Below are 3,199 nucleotides of genomic sequence, written 5' to 3'. Positions count from 1 at the left end.
GGATGAGCGCTGCCTGCGGGCCCGTCGGCTGCGGGTTCGCGTACGGGTCCTCGTCGGTGGGGAAGCCCGTGTAGTTGACCGTCGAGTACTGCGCGACGGCCGGACGCGACCAGATCACGAGACCGGGGACGTCCTCCACGAAGTGCTTCTGGACGACGTCCAGGGCAGCCGCGCGGTCGTTGTCCGAGGTGCCCGCCTTGAAGTCGGAGAGGGCCTGGGTGACCTCCTCGTTCTGGTAGCGGCCGAAGTTCCAGGTCGCCGACTCACCGAGCGGCACGTAGGACGCGCCGTCCATGATGTTGGCGTACATGTTCCACGGCGTGCTGCCGCCGTCGGTCCAGTGCAGCGAGGCCTGGAAGTTGCCGAGCGGGATGATGTCGTTGAACCAGGTGTCCTGGACGACGCCCTCGACGGGCGCCTCCACACCGAGCGCCTTGGCACCCTCGGAGATGATCCCCAGGGCGTCGAGGTAGTCGGTCCAGCCGGTCGGGTTCTGCAGCGTGAAGGCGACCTTCTCGCCGTCGGGGTCCACGAGGGCACCCGAGCCGTCCCAGGTGTAGCCGGCCTCCGTGAGGACGTCCTTGGCACCGTCGACGTCGACCGAGAGCTCCTGGTCCGCGTACGCGTCCGAGATGAACGCGTCGCCCGAGGGCTGCGGCAGGCCGGTCACGCTCGTGATCTGCGGCCACACGCCGTACCCGGCGGTCGCCGAGATGTCCGCGCGGTCCACGACCATGTTCAGCGCCTTGCGGAACGCCACGTCGTTGAACGGCTTCGTCTCGTTGTTCAGGTAGAGCACGTCGACGCCGAAGCCGCCGCCCGCCACCTGGTGGAAGTGGTCGGGGTCCTGCGCGATGAACGTGTTCTCGAAGTCCGGGATGAACGTCCAGCCCCACTGCGCCTCACCGGTGGTGAGGGCCGTGGTCAGGCCCGCGTTGTCGTTGAACGTGTCGTACCGCAGGGTGCCGACCTTCGGGGTCTCGCCCCAGTAGTCGGTGTTCGGCTCCAGGGTGACGGCCTGCGGGGTGAACGACTTGAGCTTGAACGGGCCCGTGCCGATCATCTCGTCGTCGGTCCAGGCGACCGGGTCCTCGCCCTCCCACAGGTGCTTGGGCACGATGAGGAGCTTGAGCAGCTTGACCTGGTTGACGTACTGGCCGGACAGGAAGTTCACCGTCACCTTGTTGCCGTCGACGGTGATGTCGCCGTACTGGTCGGGGAAGTCGGTGTTCAGCTCCTTGGTGTCCTTGCGGAGCTGGATGGAGAACGCGATGTCCTCGGCGGTGAAGTCCGTGCCGTCGGACCACTTCACGCCCTCGCGGGCCGTGATGACGGCCTGTGTCGAGTCCGGGTTCCACTCGACCGACTCGGCGAGCCACGGCGTCGGGGGGTCCGTCGGCTTGAGCTCGTTGACCTGCATGAGCGACTCGTAGACCGCGAACGCGTACCCGAGCGAGAGCGACGCGGAGCCGGTCGCGAGCGGGTTCTGGTTGGGCTGCTGCGGGCCGTTCGGCATGCCGATCGTCAAGACCTTGTCCGAGACGCCGTCGGCGCCTGCGGTGCTGTCGTCGCCGCTGCCGCCGCTGCCGGAGCAGGCGGTGGCGAGCAGCGCGAGGGTGGCCGCCGTAGCGATCACCGTCGAGAGCTTGCGGATTCTCACGAGTGCCTCCTTGCACTGGGGTGGAACTGCTGGTCGTAACCGGCCCGACGGGACTGCGGATCTCGTCGGACCGGAGCTGTGCTGGTCGGGCTGCTTGGTCGGGCTGCTTGGTGTCGCTACGCCGGCGCGGGACTGGGGAGGGCCACGTCGACCGTGAGGCGCAGGTCGCTCGAGGAGCGGCCGACGCGGATCGGATAGGTACCGGCCGGGGTGACCCAACCGGGCTGTGCCGAGTCCCAGGTCCGGAACGCCTTCGCGTCCACCCGGACCCGGACGACCGCGTGCTCGCCTGCGGCGGCGAGCACGACGCTGAACCCGCCGAGCCAGCGCACGGGACGATCTCCCGTGCTGGGCGGCTCGACGTAGACCTGGACCACCTCGCGCCCGTCGCGGGCGCCGGTGTTGCGGACGGTGACGTCCAGGACGACCGACCCGTCGGCCTCGACGGGTTGCGCGACGACGCCCACGTACTCCCACGTGGTCCAGCCGAGGCCGTGACCGAAGGGTGCCGCGGGGGTGCGACCGAGCTTGAGCCACGAGCGGTACCCCACGTGGACGCCCTCGTGGTACTCGATGACGCCGTCGACGGGGATCGCGTCCGGCACGGGCACGTCGGACTCGTGGGCGGGGAGCGTCCAGGGCAGGCGACCGGTCGGCTCGGTGACGCCGGTGAGCACGTCCGCGAGCGCCTCGGGCCACTCCTGGCCGCCGAGCCACGCCCACAGGACGCACGGCACCTCGTCGAGCCACGGCAGCAGCACAGGCGCACCGGCGTTGACGACGACGATCGTGCGCGGGTTGGCGGCCAGCGCCGCCTTGACCAGCTGGTCCTGCGTGCCGGGGAGCGCGAGCGACGTCCGGTCGTACCCCTCGGACTCGATCTCCTCGTTGGTCCCGACGACGACGATCGCGAGATCGGCTGCGGCGGCGGCCTCCACGGCGACCGCGAGGAGCTCGTCCGGGGACGTGCCGGGGACGCGGTGCACCAGCTCGGCGCGGGCGAAGCTCGCGTACCCCACCGGGTGCACGGCCTGCACGAGCGCGTCGACCTCGACGGTCGTCGGCTCGGTCACGTCGATGACCAGCGTCGCGGGCACGGGCTGGTTGACGCTGGAGTCGAGGATGACCTCCGCGCCGACCACGTGGTCGCTCGTGGAGAGGACCTGACCGCCGACCGTGATCCGGTGCCTGCCCACGGTGCCGACGCCGACCTCGTGCCGGCCGGGCTCGTCGAGCCGGACGGTGGTGCGGATGCGCAGCGCGACCGCGGGTCCGGGCACCTCGCGGAGCCAGCCGTTCCAGTCGGTCACGTCGGCGGCGGCCAGGACCGCACCGTCGGCGTCGAGCAGCTCGCCGAGCGCGCCGACGTGGCCCTCGGGCGTGGTGCACCGGCCGGCCAGGTCGAGCGACGGAGGCAGCAGGCGGGAGACGGCCCCGGGGTGCACGTCGACCTCGACCTCGCCGAAGGCCTCGCGGATCGCCGCCTCGGGGGTCGACAGGTGGTCCGGACCGCCTCGGGGGTCGACAGGTGGTCCGGAC

Annotated in this window: 2 protein-coding genes; both read right to left on the bottom strand. The window is 70.9% G+C overall.

Annotation, left to right across the window (positions count from 1 at the left end):
* Positions 1-1,660 (bottom strand): ABC transporter substrate-binding protein (locus AC1DUQ_RS19740; RefSeq protein ID WP_477074418.1); only part of this gene is annotated, 1,660 nt, incomplete at its 3' end.
* A gap of 116 nt (positions 1,661-1,776) precedes the next feature.
* A partial coding sequence (locus AC1DUQ_RS19735) for a glycoside hydrolase family 3 protein (RefSeq protein ID WP_477074417.1) occupies positions 1,777-3,199 on the bottom strand: 1,423 nt, incomplete at its 5' end.

The organism is Cellulomonas sp. P4_B5_2 (assembly GCF_056402235.1).
This window is presented reverse-complemented; position numbering and strand designations above follow the sequence as displayed.